We start from the raw sequence: 16526 nt of genomic DNA on the forward strand, positions 1-16526 counted from the left end.
ACGCCGAAGAGAGGTCGATCATGACCCCAGCACAGACCGAGGTGTCGCAGCGGCGCGACACGTCCCAGGACCCCAAGGATCGCACCCCGGTCATCTCCGTGCGCCGGCTGTGGAAGGTGTTCGGGCCGAAGGCCGCCGAGGTGCCGGGCTCCGAGGAGCTGTGCGGACTCACCCGCCGCGAGCTCATGGACCGCACCGGCTGCACCGCCGCCGTACGGGACGTGAACTTCGAGGTGTCGCCCGGCGAGGTCTTCGTCGTCATGGGCCTGTCCGGCTCCGGCAAGTCCACCCTGGTGCGATGTCTGACCCGGCTGATCGAACCCACCGCGGGGGAGATCGTCTTCGAGGGCGAGGACATCCGCGGCGCCGACCCGCGGCGGCTGCGCGAACTGCGGCGCAGCAAGTTCTCGATGGTGTTCCAGCACTTCGGTCTGCTGCCGCACCGCAAGGTCGTCGACAACGTGGCGTTCGGCCTGGAGATACGGGGCATGGGCAGGGCCGAGCGCACCAAGAAGGCCCTGGAGACCGTCGAGCTGGTGGGCCTGGCCGGATACGAGAACTCCTACCCCGACCAGCTCTCCGGCGGTATGCAGCAGCGTGTCGGCCTGGCCCGCGCCCTCGCCGGCGACCCCGACGTCCTCTTCTTCGACGAGCCGTTCTCCGCGCTCGACCCGTTGATCCGCCGCGACATGCAGAGCGAGGTCATCCGCCTGCACCACGAGGTCGGCAAGACCATGGTGTTCATCACCCACGACCTCTCCGAGGCCCTGAAGCTGGGCGACCGCATCCTGATCATGCGTGACGGGAAGATGGTCCAGTGCGGCACAGGCGACGAACTCGTCGGCGCCCCGGCCGACGACTACGTACGCGACTTCGTGAAGGACGTGCCGCGCGGCGACGTCCTCACCCTGCGCTGGATCATGCGCCCGGTGGAGCCCGAAGACGCCCTGGACGGGCCCGAGTTGGGGCCGGACGTCGTGGTGCGCGAGGCCACCCGGGCCGTCCTGGCCGCCGAGAAGCCGGTCAAGGTCGTGGAGAACGGCAAGCTGCTCGGCATCGTCGGCGACGAGGAGATCCTCTCCGTCGTCGCCGGACAGTCAGCCGGTCGGGAAGGCGGTGCGTGATGGCCGTCGTCGCCGACGCGACCGCGCCGGTCGCGACGATACGTAAGAAGGTCAGCCGCCCCATGGTGGTGGCGGCGATCCTGCTCGCCTGGCTGGTGCTCTTCGCCGTGCTGCGCGGCCGGCAGACGCTGACCCTCGCCGCCGCCGACCTCACCGGCCTGCACCGCTGGCTGAACGACGTCAACGACACCATCGGAGCCAACCGCAACTCCAACCCGGTCTTCCTGTACTTCTTCAACGAGATCCGGCTGGCCATCGACAACCTGGTGACCTTCGTCCAGTCCCTGATCTCCCAGCCCACCGGCTCCCGTCCGGTCCCGCAGATCGGCTGGCTCGGCGTCGTCGGACTCACCGGCTATGTCTCCTGGGCCGTGGGCAACTGGCGAGTGGCCCTGCTGGCCGTGGCCGGCTTCACCTTCTTCGGACTGCAGGGTCTGTGGCAGGAGAGCATGGACACGCTGGCGCTGACCCTGTCGGCGGTCCTCGTGGCGCTGCTCATCGGCATCCCGCTCGGCGTGTGGGCCGGTCTGTCCGACCGGTTCAACCGGATCATGACGCCCTTCCTGGACTTCATGCAGACGATGCCGACCTTCGTCTACCTCGCCCCGCTGACCCTGATCTTCCTCATCGGCGGGGCTTCTGCCGTGATCACCACGGTGATCTACGCGGCACCGCCCGCCATCCGCATCACCGCGCACGCCATCCGCTCGGTTCCCGAGACCACCGTCGAGGCGGCGGACTCGCTCGGTACGACACGCACACAGCAACTGCTCAAAGTGCTGCTGCCGATGTCGAAGCGCACGGTGGTCATGGGCGTCAACCAGACCATCATGGCCGCCCTGGCCATGGTCACCATCGCCGCCCTGATCGACGCGCCCGGCCTCGGCAAGACCGTCGTCCAGGCCCTGCAGTCGCTCGACGTCGGCACGGCCTTCAACGCCGGCCTCGCCATCGTCGTCATGGCCATCGTGCTCGACCGGGTGACCACGGCGGCGGCCGGCCGCGCCGAGGCGGCCCGGCGCAGCGGTGGCCGCCTGACCAGGTGGCGCCGCCCGCTGCTGGCGGCGGGCGGGATCGGTGCCGCCGTCCTCGTCTACCTGTCCCACACCTACGTGTGGGCAGCCGAGTTCCCCGGCAACGGCAGCATGGGCAGTCACATCGCGAGCGCGGCCGACACGACGACCACCTGGCTGCAGGACCATGTCTCGGGCCTGACCAACGGCTTGCGCGACGTCCTCACCACCGGTCTGCTCAACCCGTTCCAGACGCTGCTCACCGACTCCCCGTGGTGGCTGGTCGGCGCCGTCCTGGCCGGGCTCGGCGTGGTGCTGGGCGGCTGGCGCGCCGGGGTGATCGCCGCCGTGTGCGTCGGGCTGCTGGTCGGCACGGGCGTGTGGTCGGACGGCATGACGACCCTCGCCTCGACCGCCGTGGCCACGGTACTGGTGATGCTGCTCGGTGTCGTCTTCGGCGTGTGGATGGGGCGCAGTGAGCTCGTGGACCGGCTGGTGCGGCCCACCCTGGACGCCGCCCAGGTCATGCCGCCGTTCGTCTACCTCGTACCGTTCCTGGCCCTGTTCGGGGCCACCCGGTTCACCGCGATCGTCGCGGCCGTCGTCTATGCGGCGCCCGTGGCGATCAAGATCATCGCGGACGGGGTGCGCAACGTGTCCGAGTCCACGGTGGAGGCGGCCACCTCGTCCGGGTGCAACACCTGGCAGATCATCACCAAGGTCCAACTGCCGATGGCACGCAGTGCCCTGACCCTCGCAACGAACCAGGGTCTGATCTATGTGCTGTCGATGGTTGTGGTGGGCGGCCTGGTAGGGGCAGGCGCCCTCGGCTACGACGTCGTGGCCGGATTCTCGCAGGGACAGCTGTACGGCAAGGGGCTGGCGGCGGGGCTCGCCATCGTACTGCTGGGAGTCATGTTCGACCGGATCACTCAGGCTGCGGCGCGACGCACCAGGGCATAAGGAGCACGACACCATGGCAAGACACTGGCAAGCCGGCGCGGCCGGCCTGGCCGTCCTCGGCCTCACCCTCACGGCCTGCTCGGGGGCGAAGGTCGGCGACAGCGGCTCCGCGGGCTCGAAGTCCTCGGGCGGGAAATGCGGCAGCTTCAACCTGGCCGTCAATCCGTGGGTCGGCTACGAGGCGGACGCGGCGGTCGTCGCGTACGTGGCGCAGCACGACCTCGGCTGCACGGTCAACAAGAAGGACCTGAAGGAGGAGATCGCCTGGCAGGGCTTCGGGACCGGTGAGGTCGACGCCGTCCTGGAGAACTGGGGCCACGACGATCTGAAGGCGAAGTACATCGCCGGGCAGAAGACCGCCGTCGAAGCGGGGTCCACGGGCAACAAGGGCGTTATCGGCTGGTTCGTGCCGCCGTGGCTGGCCAAGGCCCACCCGGACATCACCGACTGGAAGAACCTCAACAAGTACGCCGACAAATTCAAGACCTCCGAGTCGGGCGGCAAGGGCCAGTTGCTCGACGGCGACCCGTCGTACGTCACCAACGACGCCGCCCTGGTGAAGAACCTCAAGCTGAACTTCAAGGTGGTGTACGCGGGCAGTGAGACGGCGCTCATCCAGGCGTACCGCACCGCCGAGAAGAACAAGCAGTGGATGATCGGCTACTTCTACGAACCGCAGTGGTTCATGTCGGAAGTGCCGCTCGTGAAGGTCAACCTGCCCACGTACACCAAGGGCTGCGACGCCGACGCGGCGAAGGTCGCCTGTGACTATCCCGTCTACGACCTGGACAAGATCGTCAGTGCCCGGTTCGCCAAGTCCGGTGGTCCCGCCTACAACCTGGTGAAGAAGTTCAACTGGACGAACGACGACCAGAACACCGTGGCCAAGTACATCGCCGTGGACAAGATGTCGGACGACGCGGCGGCCAAGAAGTGGGTCGACGCGCACCGCGACAAGGTCGACGCCTGGCTGAAATAGCACGGGTCGGGAACAGGCCGGTCGTGACGCCCGGCGGGCGGTGTGCACCTGTGCGCACCGCCCGCCGGGCATTGCCGCGTTTCGGGCCGTTTTCCGACGTCACCGACCTCTTGACACCCTCCATGGCGACAGGCACATTGAGTTGCGCAACCTGAGTCACGTTGCGCAACAAGCAACTGAACCGGTCTCAAGTTCGGAGGTTGGGCGATGGCGGGACCCCGAGTGGTCATCATCGGAGCGGGCGTCGTGGGAGCGGCCCTGGCAGACGAGATCTCCGCACGCGGCTGGACCGACGTGACCGTGGTCGACCAGGGCCCCCTCCCGGCCACCGGGGGCTCCAGCTCGCACGCCCCGGGCCTGGTCTTCCAGACCAACCCCTCGAAGACCATGACGGAGCTGGCCCGGTACACCGTCGAGAAGTTCTGCTCCCTCGACGTCGACGGCAAGCCCTGCTTCCTCCAGGTCGGCGGCCTCGAAGTGGCCACCAGCCCCGAGCGCCTCACCGAACTCCACCGCCGCCACGGCTGGATCACCGCCTGGGGCATCGAGGCGCGTCTGCTGACCCCGGACGAGTGCGTGGCGCAGCACCCGCTGGTCGACCGCGACAAGGTCCTCGGCGGCCTCCTGGTGCCCACCGACGGCCTCGCCAAGGCCGTCCTCGCCGTCGAGGCCCAGATCCGCCGGGCCACCGAGCGCGGCGTGCGCTTCCTCGCCCGGCACGAAGTCCTCGACGTCCGCCAGAGCGACGGCCGCGTCACCGGTGTCGTCACCGACCAGGGCGAGCTCCCCGCCGACATCGTCGTGTGCTGCGCCGGCATCTGGGGTCCCAAGATCGCCCGCATGGTCGGCATGAACCTGCCGCTCACCCCGCTCGCCCACCAGCTCGCCTGGACCGGCCCGGTCCCCGCGCTCGCCGGCCAGACCGAGGAGGCGGTCCGCCCGATCCTGCGCCACCAGGACGCCGACCTGTACTACCGCGACCGCTTCGACGGCCTCGGCATCGGCTACTACGGCCACCGTCCCATGCCGGTCTCCGCCGACGACATCCTCTCCGTGGACGAGGCCGAGGAGATGCCCTCGGTCCTGAAGTTCACCGAGGAGGACTTCGAGCCCGCCTGGACCGAGACTCAGTCCCTGCTCCCGGCGACCAGGGAAGCGAAGGTCGAGGAGGGCATCAACGGGCTGTTCTCCTTCACCACCGACGGCTACCCGCTGCTCGGCCAGTCCCCGGACGTCAAGGGCTTCTGGGTCGCCGAGGCCGTCTGGGTCACCCACTCCGCGGGCGTCGGCCGGGCCGTCGCCGAATGGCTGGTCGACGGCCACTGCTCCTCCTTCGACCTGCACGAGTGCGACGTCAACCGCTTCGAGCCGCACCAGCTCTCCCCGGAGTACGTCCTGGCCCGCGACTGCCAGAACTTCGTCGAGGTCTACGACATCCTCCACCCCCTCCAGCCGTCCGGGAAGCCGCGCCCGATCCGCACCAGCCCCTTCCACGCCCGCCAGCAGGAACACGGCGCGTTCTTCCTGGAGGCGAACGGCTGGGAGCGCCCCCAGTGGTACGAGGCCAACGCCGCGCTGGTCGAGGGCCGCGACATCCCCACCCCCAATGACTGGGCGGCCCGCTACTGGTCGCCCATCGTCGGCGCCGAGGCCCAGGTCACCCGCGAGAAGGTCGCGATGTACGACATGACGGCCCTCAAGCGCCTGGAGGTCAGCGGCCCCGGAGCCGCCGACTTCCTGGAGGGCCTGGTCACCGGCAAGGTCGCCAAGTCCGTCGGCTCGGTGACATACACCCTGCTCCTGGACCACGACGGCGGCATCCGCAGTGACATCACCGTCGCCCGCCTCGCCCGTGACCGCTTCCAGGTGGGCGCCAACGGCAACCTGGACCTCGACTGGTTCACCCGCCACCTCCCCGCCGACGGCCGCGTCCAGGTCCGCGACATCACCGCCGGCACCTGCTGCATCGGCCTGTGGGGCCCACTCGCCCGCGAGGTGCTGCAGCCGCTGACCGACGCCGACTTCTCCAACGAGGGCCTGAAGTACTTCCGCGCCAAGCACGTCTACATCGGCTCGGTGCCGGTCACCGCGATGCGGCTGTCGTACGTCGGCGAGCTCGGGTGGGAGCTGTACACCACCGCCGACCAGGGGCAGAAGCTGTGGGACACCCTCTGGGCGGCGGCCGAGCCGCTCGGCGGGATCATCGCCGGCCGCGGCGCCTTCAACAGCCTCCGCCTGGAGAAGGGCTACCGCTCCTTCGGCACCGACATGACCTACGAGCACGACCCCTACGAGGCCGGCGTCGGCTTCGCCGTCAAGCTCGACAAGGGCGACTTCATCGGCAAGGCGGCGCTGGAGCGGCGCAAGACGGACGTGCGGCGCAGGCTGAGCTGCCTCACCATCGACGACCCGCGGGCCGTCGTGATGGGCAAGGAGCCGGTGTACGACGGTGACCGTGCCGTCGGTTACGTCACCAGCGCCGCGTACGGCTACACGATCGGCAAGGGCGTCGCCTACGCCTGGCTGCCGGTGGAGCTGGCCGAGCCCGGTACGACCGTGCACATCGGCTACTTCGACCAGCGCGTGGAAGCGGTGGTGGCCGAGGAGCCGTTGTTCGACCCGACCATGTCCCGCCTCCGTGGCTAGCCCTGGGGAAGGAGCTCCGCCGGTGACCGCACAACTCCTCGACGGCAAGGCGACCGCCGCCGCGATCCGCAGTGAACTCGCCGAGCGCGTCGCCAAGTTGACCGCCACCGCCGGCCGGCCGCCCGGCCTCGGAACCGTCCTGGTCGGCGACGACCCCGGCAGCCACGCCTACGTCGCCGGCAAGCACCGCGACTGCGCGCAGGCCGGGATCGCCTCCCTGCGCCGCGAACTGCCCGCCGACGCCACCCAGCGGCAGGTCGAGGACGTCATCGACGAACTCAACGCCGACACCGCCTGCACCGGCTACATCGTCCAGCTCCCGCTGCCGCGCCACCTGGACGCGGGCGCCGTCCTCGCCCGCATGGACCCGGCCAAGGACGCCGACGGCCTGCACCCGGTCAACCTCGGCCGGCTCGTCCTCGGCGTCGACGCCCCGCTGCCCTGCACCCCGCGCGGCATCGTCGAACTGCTCCGCCGCTACGAGGTCCCGCTCGCCGGAGCGCGGGTGTGCGTCATCGGCCGGGGCATCACGGTCGGACGGCCCATCGGGCTCCTGCTCACCCGCAGGTCCGAGAACGCCACCGTCACCCTGTGCCACACCGGAACCAAGGGCCTGGCCTGGCACGTACGCGAAGCGGACATCGTCGTCGCGGCGGCCGGCTCGCCCGGACTGATCACCAAGGACATGCTGCGCCCCGGCGCGGCCGTCCTGGACGTCGGCATCACCCGTACCGAGCACGGGCTCGTCGGCGACATCCACCCGGAGGCCGCCGAGGTCGCCGGATGGCTCGCCCCGATGCCCGGGGGAGTGGGACCCATGACCCGGGCGATGCTGCTCGCCAACGTCGTCGAGGCCGCCGAGAGGAACGCGACCGCCCTATGAACGCCTTGAACACGCCCCTGGCGGAGCTGGACCCCGAGGTCCACGAAGCGCTCCGCGCCGAGCTGCACCGCCAGCAGTCCACGCTGGAGATGATCGCCTCCGAGAACTTCGCGCCCACCGCCGTGATGGAGGCGCAGGGCTCGGTCGCGACCAACAAGTACGCCGAGGGCTATCCCGGCCGCCGCTACTACGGCGGCTGCGAACACGTCGACGTCACCGAGCGCCTGGCCATCGAGCGGGTCAAGTCCCTCTTCGGGGCGGCCTACGCCAACGTCCAGCCGCACTCGGGCGCGCAGGCCAACACCGCCGTGTTCTTCGCCCTCCTCCAGCCCGGCGACACGATTCTCGGCCTCGACCTCGCGCACGGCGGCCACCTCACCCACGGCATGCGCATCAACTACAGCGGCAAGATGCTGAACGTCGTGCCCTACCACGTCTGCGAGACGGACAACCTCGTGGACATGGACGAGGTGGCGCGGCTCGCCAAGGAGCACCGGCCCAAGATGATCATCGCGGGCTGGTCGGCGTATCCCAGGCAGCTCGACTTCGCGGCCTTCCGCCGTATCGCCGACGAGGTCGGTGCCCTCCTCATGGTCGACATGGCGCACTTCGCGGGCCTGGTCGCCGCCGGACTGCACCCGAGCCCCGTGCCGCACGCGCACGTGGTCACCACCACCACGCACAAGACCCTCGGCGGTCCCCGCGGCGGAGTCATCCTCACCGACGACGCCGACCTCGCCAAGAAGATCAACTCCGCGGTGTTCCCGGGCATGCAGGGCGGCCCGCTGGAGCACGTCATCGCGGCCAAGGCCGTGTCCTTCAAGGTCGCTGCCTCGCCCGAGTTCGCCGAACGCCAGGCCCGCACCCTGGCCGGCGCCCGCATCCTCGCCGAACGCCTCGCCCGGCCCGACGCGGCCGAGGCCGGGGTGAAGGTGCTCACGGGCGGCACGGACGTCCACCTCGTCCTCGTCGACCTGCGGGACTCCTCACTGGACGGCCGGCAGGCCGAAGACCTCCTCCACCGGATCGGCATCACCGTCAACCGCAACGCCGTCCCCTTCGACCCGCGCCCGCCCATGGTCACCTCCGGCCTGCGCATCGGCACCCCCGCCCTGGCCACCCGGGGCTTCACCGAGGCGGACTTCGCCGAAGTCGCCGACGTGATCGCGCGGGCCCTGAAGCCCGAGCCGGACGTGGCCGCCCTGCGCGCCCGCACCGAGGCGCTGGCCGCCAAGCACCCGCTCTACCCGCACCTCTCGCACGACGGAGACGCCCGATGAGCCCCCGCACCCCCGGCGCCGACCTCCCCGACCACCCCGACTGGCTCTGGCGCAACCCCGACCCCAAGCCGTCGTACGACGTGGTGATCGTGGGCGGCGGCGGCCACGGACTGGCCACCGCCCACTACCTGGCGAAGAACCACGGCATCACCAACGTCGCCGTCCTGGAGAAGGGCTGGCTCGCGGGCGGCAACATGGCCCGCAACACCACGATCATCCGCTCCAACTACCTGTGGGACGAGAGCGCGGGCATCTACGAGCACGCGCTGAAGCTCTGGGAAGGTCTGGAGGAGGAACTCGACTACCCGATCCTCTTCTCCCAGCGCGGTGTGCTGAACCTCGCCCACAGCCTGCAGGACGTCCGCGACAGCGTGCGCCGGGTCGAGGCCAACCGGCTCAACGGGGTCGACGCCGAATGGCTCGACGCGGAGCAGGTCAAAGAGGTCTGCCCGATCGTCAACACCTCACCCGACGTGCGCTACCCGGTCCTCGGCGGCACCTACCAGCCGCGCGCCGGCATCGCCAAGCACGACTACGTGGCCTGGGGCTTCGCCCGCTCCGCCGACGCGGCCGGCATCGACATCATCCAGAACTGCGAGGTCACCGGCCTGGACGTGGCCGGCGGCCGGGTGGTCGGCGTGCAGACGAGCCTGGGCCCGATCGCCGCGGGCAAGGTGGCCCTGTGCTCGGCCGGCCACACCTCGGTCCTCGCCGCCATGGCGGGCATCGAACTCCCGCTCCAGAGCCACCCGTTGCAGGCCCTGGTCTCCGAACTCCTGGAGCCGGTCCACCCGACGGTGGTGATGTCCAACGCGGTCCATGTGTACGTCAGCCAGGCGCACAAGGGCGAACTGGTCATGGGCGCGGGCATCGACGCGTACAACTCCTACACCCAGCGCGGCGCGTTCCACATCATCGAGGACCAGATGTCCGCCGCCCTGGAACTGTTCCCGGTCTTCGCCCGCGCCCATGTGCTGCGCACCTGGGGCGGCATCGTCGACGTCAGCCCCGACGCCTCGCCCATCGTCGGCCTCACCCCGGTCGACGACCTCTACCTCAACTGCGGCTGGGGTACAGGCGGTTTCAAGGCCACCCCGGGTGTCGGCTGGGTCTACGCCCACACCATCGCCCACGACACCCCCCACGCCCTCAACGCCCCCTTCTCGCTCGACCGTTTCACCACCGGCGCGCTCGTCGACGAGCACGGCGCGGCCGCGGTGGCCCACTAGGGAGCCGAACCATGCTGCTCATCCCCTGCCCGTGGTGCGGGCCCCGCGACGAGGCCGAGTTCCACTACGGCGGCCAGGCCCATGTGCCCTACCCCGAGGACCCCGCCGCCCTCACCGACGAGGAGTGGGCGCGGTACCTGTTCTTCCGTGACAACCCCAAGGGCCCGTTCGCCGAGAGGTGGAGCCATGCGGCGGGCTGCCGCAGGTGGTTCAACGCGGTGCGCAACACGGCGACGAACGAGATCCTCGCCGTCTACAAGGTGGGGGAGGCGCGTCCGGAGACGGCGGAGCGACCTGCGGTCACATCTCAGCCACGGTCGGCACCATCATCGGCCCGTCTGGAGGAGTTCGAGGACAAGGCCCCTTCAGGGCCGGCGGAGGTCCAGAGGGCGGAGCCCCCCAGCGGGGTCGAAGGGACAGAGCCCCTTCAGGACGGGACGGGCAGGGGCGGCTGGGGCGCGACATTCCGCACCCGCACCGGCGGCCGGATCGACCGCGACGCCCCCCTCACCTTCACCTTCGACGGCACCGAATACCAGGGATACCGCGGCGACACCCTCGCCTCCGCCCTCCTCGCCAACGGCGTCGTCCAGGCCGCCACCAGCATCACGCTGGGCCGCCCCCGAGGCATCTTCTCGGCCGGCGTCGAGGAACCCAACGCGGTCGTCCAGATCGAGGCCCCCTTCCCCGAGCCGATGCTCCCCGCCACGACCGTCGAGCTCTACGACGGCCTGGTGGCAAGCAGCCTCCCGGGCCAGGGACGCCTCGCCACCGAGCCCGACCCCGCCCGCTACGACGCCGTACACGCCCACTGCGACGTGCTGATCGTCGGCGCGGGCCCGGCCGGCCTCGCCGCAGCGGCGGCGGCAGCGCACAGCGGCGCACGCGTCATCCTCGCCGACGACCAGCCGGAACCCGGCGGCAGCCTGCTCGGCACCGGCGAGCACCTCGACTGGGTCGAGGCGACGCGCACACGGCTCGAAGCGGCCCCCGAGGTGCGCGTCCTGCGCCGCACCACCGTCTTCGGCCACTACGACGACAACCACCTCCTCGCCGTCGAGCGCCGCACCAACCACCTCGGCGCCGACGCCCCGGCGAACGTCTCCCGCGAGCGGGTCTGGCGGATCCGCGCCCGCCACGTCGTACTCGCCACCGGCGCCCACGAGCGCTCGCTGGCCTTCGGCGACAACGACCGGCCCGGCGTGATGCTGGCTTCCTCGGCCCGGACGTACCTCCACCGGTACGCGGTGCTGCCCGGCCGGCACGCGGTCGTGTTCACCACCAACGACAGCGCCTACGCCGCCGCGCTCGACCTGGCCGCGGCGGGCGTGCACATCGCCGCGATCGTCGACACCCGGCCCGAGCCGGGGGAGTGGGCCGAGCGCGCCCGGTCCGCCGGGATCGAGGTGCTCGCCGGGCACGCGGTCACCGGTACGGAGGGCGGGGCCCGCCTCACCGCCGTGACCGTCGCGCCGTACGGGAAGTCCGCCGGACAGCGGGAGTTCGCCGTCGACCTGCTGCTGGTCTCCGGCGGCTGGAACCCGGTCGCGCACCTGTTCAGCCAGGCGGGCGGCAAGCTCCGCCACGACGAGGCACTCGGCACGTTCGTGCCCGGCAGCGTCCGTCAGGCGGTGGAGGTCGCGGGCAGCGCCAACGGCGCCTTCGACCTGGCCACGGTTCTCACCCAGGGCGCGGCAGCCGGCGCCCGCGCGGTCGAGGCGGAGGGTTACACCGCCGAGGCGCCTGTCCTCCCGGCCGTGGCCGCCCAGCCGCACACGCCGCCCATGCAGGTCTTCACCATCCCCACCGACACCGGCGCCCCACGGTTCGTGGACCTCCAGCGCGACGTCACCGTGGCCGACCTGGCCCGGGCGACCGGCGCGGGCCTGCGCTCGGTGGAGCACACCAAGCGCTACACCACCGCCGGCACCGGGGGCGACCAGGGCAGGACGGGCGGCGTGCTGGCGAGCGGGGTCGTCGCCGAACTCCTCGGCGTGGACATCTCGGCGCTCGGCCTGCCCACCTTCCGGCCGCCGTACACCCCGGTCTCCTTCGCGGCCCTCGCGGGGCGCGACCGCGGCGCGCTGAGCGATCCGGTCCGCACGACCGCCCTGCACCAGTGGCATGTGGCGCACGGCGCGCTGTTCGAGAACGTCGGCCAGTGGAAGCGGCCCTGGTACTACCCGCAGGACGGCGAGGACATGGAGACCGCCGTGCTGCGCGAGTGCCGCGCCGCCCGCGAGGGCGTGGCCTTCATGGACGCCTCCACCCTCGGCAAGATCGACGTGCAGGGCCCGGACGCCGCGCTCTTCCTCGACCGGCTCTACACCAACATGATGAGCACCCTGAAGACCGGCATGATCCGCTACGGCGTGATGTGCCGCCCGGACGGCATGGTCTTCGACGACGGCACGGTCATCCGGCTCGCCCCGGACCGCTTCCTGGTCACCACCACGACCGGCAACGCGGCGGCCGTGCTGGACTGGATGGAGGAGTGGCTCCAGACCGAGTGGCCGGAACTAAGGGTCCACTGCACCTCGGTCACCGAGCAGTGGGCCACGGTGGCCCTGGTCGGCCCGCGCTCCCGCGCCGTACTCGGCTCGATCGCGCCCCAACTCGCCGTGAGCAACGAGGACTTCCCGTTCATGGCGTGGCGGGAGACGACCGTCGCCGGCATCGACGCGCGCGTGTGCCGGATCAGCTTCTCCGGCGAACTCGCCTATGAGATCAACGTGTCACCGTGGGACGCCCTCGCGCTGTGGGAGGCGCTGTACGAGGCCGGTGCCCCGTACGGCATCACCCCGTACGGCACCGAGACCATGCACGTCCTGCGCGCCGAGAAGGGGTACCCGATCGTCGGCCAGGACACCGACGGCACGGTCACTCCGCAGGACCTCGGCATGAGCTGGGTGGTGTCGAAGAAGAAGCCGGACTTCGTCGGCAAACGCTCCTACGCCCGCGCCGACACCGTCCGCCCCGACCGCAAGCACCTCGTCGGGCTCCTCACCGAGGACCCGGCCGTCTTCCTCCCGGAGGGCACGCACCTGGTCGCCGACCGTGAACTGCCCGCCCCGCCGGTGCCGATGCTCGGCCATGTCACCTCCAGCTACCGCAGTGCGGCGCTCGGCCGGACCTTCGCGCTCGCCCTGATCAAGGGCGGCCGGGACCGCATCGGCGAACGCCTCTACGCGCCCGTCGGCGACCGGCTGGTCCCGGTGACCGTCGCCGGTCCCGTCCTCTACGACCCCGAGGGAGCCCGCCGCGATGGCTGACACCGCCCCGACCGCATGGCAGCGCAGCCACCTGGCCGACGCCGCCCACCGCCTGGCCGCCGCGACGCGCTCCTCCCGGGGCGCGATCCGCCTTGCCGAACTCCCCTTCCTGGCCCAGGTGAACGTCCGCCTCGACGCCAAGGGCCCGGCGGCGGACGCCGTCGGACTGGCCCTGGGACTCCAACTTCCGCTGGAACCCAACACCGTCGTGCACGCGGGGGACGTGACCGTGGTGTGGCTGGGCCCCGACGAATGGCTGGTGGTGGGCCGGCCCGGAACCGAGCGGGACCTGGAGGGCCGGATCCGCTCGGCGGCGGGAGACGAACCGGTCTCCGTCACCGACGTCTCCGCCCAGCGCACCACCCTCCTGGTCGGCGGACCCCGTGCCCGCGACCTGCTGGCGCACGGCTGCGCACTGGACCTGCACCCGCGCGCCTTCGGCCCCGGCCGCTGCGCCCAGACGACACTGGCCCGCACCCAGGTCGTCCTGGTGGCCCGCGACGAGTCCAGGGCCGGTTTCTGGGTGCTGGTGCGCTCCTCCTTCGCCGGCTATCTGGCGGACTGGCTGCTGGACGCGGCCGTCGAATACCGGTGAGCGGCCCGGCAGGGCGGCGGAAATGACCCGGCGGTGCCGGGCCGGCGCGGACGGTCGGCCCGGCACCGCCGTTGCCTACCCGGCGCATCCCGGCGACTTCTTGACAACGGTGGGGCCCAACCTCACACTGTCGTTGCGCTAAGCGCATTCGGTTTCATAATATGCACCGAGGTGGTCCGATGATTCCCGTGTGCCCTCTCGCCGATCTGCCCCGGGGCGAGGCGTTCCGGCTCGAGAACGACCCACCCGTCGCCGTGTTCCACACCGAGGACGGCGAGGTCTACGCGATCGACGACACCTGCACCCACCAGGACGCCTCGCTGGCCGATGGCTGGCTGGAGGGGTGCGAGGTCGAATGCCCCCTGCACGCTTCCAAGTTCGATCTGCGCACCGGCAGCGTGGACGCACCCCCGGCCCGTCGCCCCGTGCGCACCCACCGGGTCGTCGTGGAGAACGGCATGATCCACGTCGAGCTCTCCGAGGCCCCGCCGAACCTTCCGCCCTCCTGCGTGGCCGCCCGGCTCGGAGGCGTCGCGGCCGCCGGAGGCGGCGCGTGAGGACCGTGGCGGTCGCCGCGCTCGGCGTGAACCGGCGCCGGCGGCCGGCCGTGACAGCGGCAGGGTGGACGGGGTGCCGGTGAACGCCACCGACCACGCCACTGCGTCAACGCGTCCTGGGACACCGGAAGTTGATCCCTGCGGACTTCCACGGCCCGGCCGGACGCTGGTCATGGGCGTGGTGAACGTCACGCCGGACTCGTTCTCCGACGGCGGACGGTCGTTCGCCCCGGAGGCTGCCGTGGCGCACGGACTCGCCTTGCTGGCACAGGGTGCCGACATCGTGGACGTGGGCGGCGAGTCGACCCGCCCCGGCGCGACGCGACCGCCGGCCGACGAGGAGCTGCGGCGCGTCCTGCCCGTCGTCCGGGAACTCGCGGCGGCGGGCGCGGTCGTCAGCGTCGACACCATGCGGGCCGAGGTCGCCGCCCGCGCCCTCGACGCCGGTGCACGGATGGTGAACGACGTCTCGGGCGGTCTCGCCGACCCGGAGATGCTGCCGCTCATGGCACGGGCGAAGACGCCGTACGTGCTGATGCACTGGCGCGGCCACTCCGCCGGCATGCAGGCGAACGCCCACTACGACGACGTCGTCACCGACGTGGTCGACGAACTGCGCCTGAGGATCGATGCCGCGCTGCAGGCGGGAATCCCGCCCGGATGCCTGATCATCGACCCGGGACTGGGCTTCGCGAAAGCGCCCGAGCACAACTGGGACCTGCTGGCCCGGCTGGGGGAGGTCCGCGCGCTGGGCCGCCCCGTTCTCGTGGGCGCGTCGCGCAAGTCCTTCCTGGGCCGGCTGCTGGCCGATCCGACGACGGGACAACCACGCCCGGCGCCGCTACGGGACGCCGCGACCACCGCCGTATCGGTCCTGGCCGCGGCGCAGGGCGTCTGGTGCCTGCGCGTGCACGACGTGGCCTCCACCCGCGACGCGGTACGGGTGACGGCCCGCTGGGGCGCCGAGGCGGCGGCCCCGGCACCGCGGCCTCTGCAACACCTCGGCGCGTGACGGCGGTTCCGCGTCACTTCGGCCTTCTCGGCCCGCTTCCCCGAGGCCACCAGTGCGGAACTCAGCCCAGGTAACCCATCCGGTGGCTGATCTCCTGCGCACCCTTGAGCAGCAGGGGTGCCAGTTCGTGGATGCGCTCCTCGGTGAAGCGGTAGGCGGGGCCGGACGCGCTGAGGGCGGCGACGACCCCTCCGTGGTGGGAGCGGATCGGGGCCGCCATGGCGTGCAGTCCGATCTCCAGCTCCTCCATCGTCACCGCGTACCCGCGTTCCCGCGCCTCGGCGAGGTTCTTCTCCAGCTTCGACCTCGCGGTCAGGGTGTGCGGGGTGAGCTTGAGCAGCCCCGAGGCCGCGAGGACCTCGGCGCGCTCCTTCTCCGGCAGGTGCGCGAGCAGGATCTTGCCGCTGGACGTGGCGTGCACCGGGGTGAGCTGCCCGACCCAGTTGTGGGTGCCGACGGCGCCCGGGCCGCGCACCTGGTACAGGTTGACGGCGTAATGCTCCTGCAGCACGGCGATGTTGACGGTCTCGCCGATCTCCTCGCTGAGCCGCTCGCAGACCTCACGGCCCTGCTGCGTGATGTCGAGGCGGCCCGTGACCGCGCCGGCCAGGCGCACGATGCCGAACCCGAGCCGGTACTTGCCGCGATCGGCCGCCTGCTCCACCAGACCGCGCGCTTCCAGTGCCCCGAGCAGACGGAACGCGGTCGACTTGTGGACGTCGATCTCGGCGGCGACCTCGCTGACACCCGCCTCCCCGCGCTGGGCGAGGATCTCCAGGACGCTGACGGCACGGTCGACGGACTGCACCCCGCTCACCGCCGGAGCTGTTGTTTCGCCATCTGCGGTGTAGTTGCTCATAGCGCAACTATACGCAATACCGGCCGCTGAGCCCCGTGGTTCGCAGAGGGAGGGTATACGACGGCTCCCCGGGGAGGGGAGCCGTCGTCGCCGGTGTTCTCGCGGGCCGCGCGA

The 16526-nt window shown here is 71.2% G+C and carries 12 protein-coding genes; 11 read left to right on the forward strand and 1 reads right to left on the reverse strand.

The features are described from left to right. Positions 1-20 precede the first annotated feature (20 nt). The 11 genes from BFF78_RS40615 (at position 21) to folP (ending at position 15553) form a co-directional block, all read left to right on the forward strand. Positions 21-1124, forward strand: a complete 1104-nt coding sequence (locus BFF78_RS40615; RefSeq protein ID WP_069783038.1) for a quaternary amine ABC transporter ATP-binding protein — start codon at positions 21-23, stop codon at positions 1122-1124. Further along, positions 1124-3100: an ABC transporter permease gene (locus BFF78_RS40620; protein WP_069783039.1), complete on the forward strand. Its 1977-nt coding sequence runs from the start codon at positions 1124-1126 to the stop codon at positions 3098-3100. Before BFF78_RS40615 ends, BFF78_RS40620 begins: the two co-directional genes overlap by 1 nt. A gap of 13 nt (positions 3101-3113) precedes the next feature. Beyond that, positions 3114-4079: an ABC transporter substrate-binding protein gene (locus tag BFF78_RS40625; protein WP_069783040.1), complete on the forward strand. Its 966-nt coding sequence runs from the start codon at positions 3114-3116 to the stop codon at positions 4077-4079. Between the two features lie 207 nt (positions 4080-4286). Beyond that, a complete protein-coding gene (locus tag BFF78_RS40630; RefSeq protein ID WP_069783041.1) occupies positions 4287-6725 on the forward strand; it encodes a GcvT family protein in 2439 nt (812 codons plus the stop codon). Between the two features lie 22 nt (positions 6726-6747). Then, positions 6748-7608, forward strand: a complete 861-nt coding sequence (locus BFF78_RS40635) for a bifunctional methylenetetrahydrofolate dehydrogenase/methenyltetrahydrofolate cyclohydrolase (protein ID WP_069783042.1) — start codon at positions 6748-6750, stop codon at positions 7606-7608. Next, a complete protein-coding gene (gene glyA, locus BFF78_RS40640) occupies positions 7605-8888 on the forward strand; it encodes a serine hydroxymethyltransferase (protein WP_069783043.1) in 1284 nt (427 codons plus the stop codon). Before BFF78_RS40635 ends, glyA begins: the two co-directional genes overlap by 4 nt. Further along, positions 8885-10117, forward strand: coding sequence for a sarcosine oxidase subunit beta family protein (locus tag BFF78_RS40645; RefSeq protein ID WP_069783044.1), 1233 nt, complete (start codon positions 8885-8887; stop codon positions 10115-10117). The genes glyA and BFF78_RS40645 overlap by 4 nt, the downstream gene beginning before the upstream one ends. A gap of 11 nt (positions 10118-10128) precedes the next feature. Further along, positions 10129-13389 (forward strand): sarcosine oxidase subunit alpha family protein, encoded by a 3261-nt coding sequence (locus BFF78_RS40650; RefSeq protein ID WP_069783045.1) that lies wholly within the window; start codon positions 10129-10131, stop codon positions 13387-13389. Next, positions 13382-13984: a sarcosine oxidase subunit gamma gene (locus tag BFF78_RS40655; protein WP_069783046.1), complete on the forward strand. Its 603-nt coding sequence runs from the start codon at positions 13382-13384 to the stop codon at positions 13982-13984. Before BFF78_RS40650 ends, BFF78_RS40655 begins: the two co-directional genes overlap by 8 nt. Before the next feature lie 179 nt (positions 13985-14163). After that, positions 14164-14541 (forward strand): bifunctional 3-phenylpropionate/cinnamic acid dioxygenase ferredoxin subunit, encoded by a 378-nt coding sequence (locus tag BFF78_RS40660; RefSeq protein ID WP_069783047.1) that lies wholly within the window; start codon positions 14164-14166, stop codon positions 14539-14541. A 172-nt stretch (positions 14542-14713) separates the two neighbouring features. Then, positions 14714-15553: a dihydropteroate synthase gene (folP, locus tag BFF78_RS40665; protein ID WP_069783048.1), complete on the forward strand. Its 840-nt coding sequence runs from the start codon at positions 14714-14716 to the stop codon at positions 15551-15553. Positions 15554-15614: 61 nt separating this feature from the next. Here folP and BFF78_RS40670 read toward each other — a convergent pair whose 3' ends face one another. Beyond that, entirely contained in the window at positions 15615-16412 is a 798-nt protein-coding gene (locus BFF78_RS40670; RefSeq protein ID WP_069783049.1) for an IclR family transcriptional regulator, read from the reverse strand. Positions 16413-16526 lie beyond the last annotated feature (114 nt).

This window comes from Streptomyces fodineus (assembly GCF_001735805.1).
Classification (GTDB): Bacteria; Actinomycetota; Actinomycetes; order Streptomycetales; family Streptomycetaceae; genus Streptomyces; species Streptomyces fodineus.